The following is a 3,486-nucleotide window of genomic DNA, read 5'->3' on the forward strand; positions in this document are numbered from 1 at the left end:
CTGGCGGCGGCCGCGACCTGGACGGTGCTCGGCGGCACCTCGCTGACCCGGGAGGCCCGCACCATCGGCCGCTCACTGGCCGCCGGCGACCTCGCCGCCGCCCGGGAGCGGCTGCCGCACCTGTGCGGGCGGGACCCGAGCGCGCTGGACGGGCAGCAGATCGCCCGGGCGGTGGTCGAGTCGGTGGCCGAGAACACCGCCGACGCCGTGGTGAACGCGCTGACCTGGGGCGCCCTGGCCGGCACCCCCGGCCTGCTGGCCTTCCGCGCCGTGAACACCCTGGACGCCATGGTCGGCCACCGCTCGCCCCGCTACGCCCGGTTCGGCTGGGCCTCGGCCCGGCTGGACGACGTGGCGGGCTGGCCGGGCGCCCGGCTGACGGCGCTGCTGACGGTGGCCGCCGCCCCCGAGCCCCGGACCGCCTGGCGGGTCTGGCGGCGCGACGGCTCCGCGCACCCGAGCCCGAACGCGGGCCAGGCCGAATCGGCGTTCGCCGGCGCGGTGGGCGTCCGACTGGGCGGCACGCTGCGGTACGGCGAGCGGGTGGAGCACCGGCCCGTCCTGGGCGCGGAGCTGCGGCCGGTGACGGTGGACGACATCGAGCGGGCCTGCGCGCTCTCCCGGCGGGTGGGCGCACTGGCGCTGGGTACGACGGTCGCGGGGCACGTCCTGCTGCGGGCACTGCTGAAGAAGAGGGGACGGGCATGAGCAACGCACTGCTGGTCGCGGGGACGACCTCGGACGCGGGCAAGAGCGTGGTGACGGCCGGGATCTGCCGGTGGCTCGCCCGCCAGGGCGTGCGGGTCGCGCCGTTCAAGGCGCAGAACATGTCGCTCAACTCCTTCGTCACCGCCGACGGCGCCGAGATCGGCCGCGCCCAGGCGATGCAGGCGCAGGCCGCCCGGGTGGAGCCGGAGGCGGCGATGAACCCGGTGCTGCTCAAGCCGGGCGCGGACGGCCGCAGCCAGGTGGTGCTGCTCGGCCGGCCGGTGGCCGAGGTCGGCGCGCTGGACTACCGCGAGCGCAAGCCCGTCCTGCTGGAGCGCGCCCTGGAGTGCCTGGCCGACCTGCGCGGCCGCTACGACGTGGTGGTCTGCGAGGGCGCGGGATCGCCCGCCGAGATCAACCTGCGCGACCGCGACATCGTCAACATGGGCCTGGCCACGGCCGCCGCCCTGCCGGTGGTGGTGGTCGGGGACATCGACCGCGGCGGGGTCTTCGCGGCGATGTACGGGACGCTGGCACTGCTGTCGGCGGAGGACCAGCGGCACGTGGCGGGCTGGTTCGTCAACAAGTTCCGCGGCGACGCGCGGCTGCTGGCGCCCGGGCTGGAGATGCTGCACGAGCTGACCGGCCGTCCGGTGCTGGGCACGCTGCCGATGCTGCCCGGGCTCTGGCTGGACGCCGAGGACTCGCTGGACCTGTCCACCGTGGCGGACCGGGCGGACGGGCCCGGGCCGCTCGGCGCGGACGTGCTGCGGGTGGCCGTGGTGCGCTTCCCCCGGCTGTCCAACTTCACCGACATGGACGCGCTCGCGCAGGAGCCGGGTGTGCTGGTCCGCTGGGCGACCAGGCCGGAGGAGCTGGCCGACGCCGACCTGGTGGTGCTGCCCGGTACCCGGGCCACCGTCGCGGACCTCGCCTGGCTGCGCGAGCGCGGCCTGGAGCCGGCCCTGAAGGCGCGGGTGGCGGCCGGACTGCCGGTCCTCGGGGTCTGCGGCGGCTACCAGATGCTGGCGCACTCGATCGTGGACGAGGTCGAGTCGAAGGCGGGCGCCGTCGACGGTCTCGGGCTGCTGCCGACGCACGTGCGCTTCGGCGTCGAGAAGGTGCTGGCGCGGCCGGTCGGCGAGGCGTTCGGGCAGCGGGTCGAGGGCTACGAGATCCACCACGGGGTGGTGACCGTGGAGGGGGGCAGTCCCTTCCTGGACGGCTGCCGGGTCGGCCCGGTCTGGGGCACCACCTGGCACGGCGCGCTGGAGAACGACGGGTTCCGCCGCGAACTCCTGCGCGAGGTCGCCGAGTTGTCCGGCCGGGCGTTCGTCCCGGCGCCGGACACCTCCTTCGCCGCGGCGCGCGAGGCCCGGCTGGACCGGCTGGGCGACCTGATCGAGGAGCACGCGGACACCGACGCGCTGTGGAAGCTGATCGAGGGCGGGGTGCCGGCGGCCGGATCGCTGCCGTTCCTCCCGCCCGGGGCCCCTGGGAGTGACGCATGAGCCGGACACGGACGCAGGGCTGGGCAGGACCGCCGAACCGGGCGGGGCGGCAGGGCCGGGCACGATCACAGAGTCAGGCACGACAGGACTGGGGTACGGCATGAGTGACGTCCGCTATCCGTTCACCGCGATCGTCGGCATGGCCGACCTGCGGCTCGGACTGCTGCTGAACGCGGTCTCCCCGGCCGTGGGCGGCGTGCTGGTGCGCGGCGAGAAGGGCACCGCGAAGTCGACCATGGTGCGCGCGCTGGCCGGCCTGCTGCCGTCCATCGCCACCGTAGACGACTGCCGCTTCGCCTGCGACCCGGCCGCGCCCGACCCGCAGTGCCCGGACGGGCCGCACGACTCCCCGTCCTCCTCCGAACGGCCCTCCCAGCTGGTCGAGTTGCCAGTCGGCGTGGCCGAGGACCGGATCGTCGGCTCGCTCGACCTGGAGCGGGCGCTGGCCGAGGGCGTCAAGGCCTACGAGCCCGGCCTGCTCGCCCGGGCGCACCGCGGCGTGCTCTACATCGACGAGGTGAACCTGCTCCAGGACCACGTGGTGGACCTGCTGCTGGACGCCGCCGCGATGGGCCGCTCGTACGTCGAGCGCGAGGGCGTGTCGGTGCGGCACGCGGCCCGGTTCCTGCTGGTCGGCACCATGAACCCGGAGGAGGGCGAGCTGCGGCCGCAGCTGCTCGACCGGTTCGGCCTGACCGTCGAGATCGCCGCCACCCGGGACCCGGCCGAGCGCGCCGAGGTGGTCCGCCGCCGGCTCGGGTACGACGCGGACCCGGCCGGCTTCGCCGCGCGGTTCGCCGAGGAGGAGCGGGCGCTCGCCGAACGCATCACCGCCGCACGGGAGTTGCTGCCCAAGGTCGAGCTGACCGATGTGGCGCTGCGTCAGATCACCGCCGTGTGCGCCGCGTTCGAGGTGGACGGGCTGCGCGCGGACATCGTGATGGCCCGCACCGCCGTCGCGCTGGCCGCCTGGGACGGGCGCACCGAGGTGCTGGAGGAGGACGTCCGCAAGGCCGCCCAGCTGGCACTGCCGCACCGCCGTCGCCGCAACCCCTTCGACGCGCCCGGGCTGGACGAGGAGCAGCTGGACCGGACGCTGGAGGAGCACGCCCAGCAGGAGGAGCCGGAGCCCGAGGACGACGGGCCCGGCCCGGATGGCGACGGTGGCGGCAGTGATGACGGAGGCGGCGACGGGCCGGAGGGCGGCCCGGACGGGGGCGGCCCCGACGGCGGCGGCGCGCCCGAGCCGTCCGACGCCGGCCCCGAG

At 75.9% G+C, this 3,486-nt stretch carries 3 protein-coding genes; all 3 read left to right on the forward strand.

Annotated features, from left to right (window positions below):
• Positions 1 to 708: CobD/CbiB family cobalamin biosynthesis protein (locus tag AE652_RS37920; RefSeq protein WP_049659865.1), on the forward strand; the 708-nt coding region annotated here is incomplete at its 5' end.
• A complete protein-coding gene (locus AE652_RS37925) occupies positions 705 to 2,219 on the forward strand; it encodes a cobyric acid synthase (RefSeq protein ID WP_049659866.1) in 1,515 nt (504 codons plus the stop codon). The genes AE652_RS37920 and AE652_RS37925, both read left to right, overlap by 4 nt.
• A 100-nt stretch (positions 2,220 to 2,319) precedes the next feature.
• Positions 2,320 to 3,486, forward strand: a 1,167-nt coding sequence (locus AE652_RS37930) for an ATP-binding protein (protein WP_049659867.1), incomplete at its 3' end; no start/stop codon positions are given.

The sequence above is a fragment of the Kitasatospora sp. MY 5-36 genome (assembly GCF_001182915.1).
Lineage (GTDB): Bacteria > Actinomycetota > Actinomycetes > Streptomycetales > Streptomycetaceae > Kitasatospora.

Bases quoted from the DNA above. Each gene is read 5' to 3' on its own strand.
- AE652_RS37925 (WP_049659866.1), top strand. From the start codon at position 705: ATGAGCAACGCACTGCTGGTCGCGGGGACGACCTCGGACGCGGGCAAG.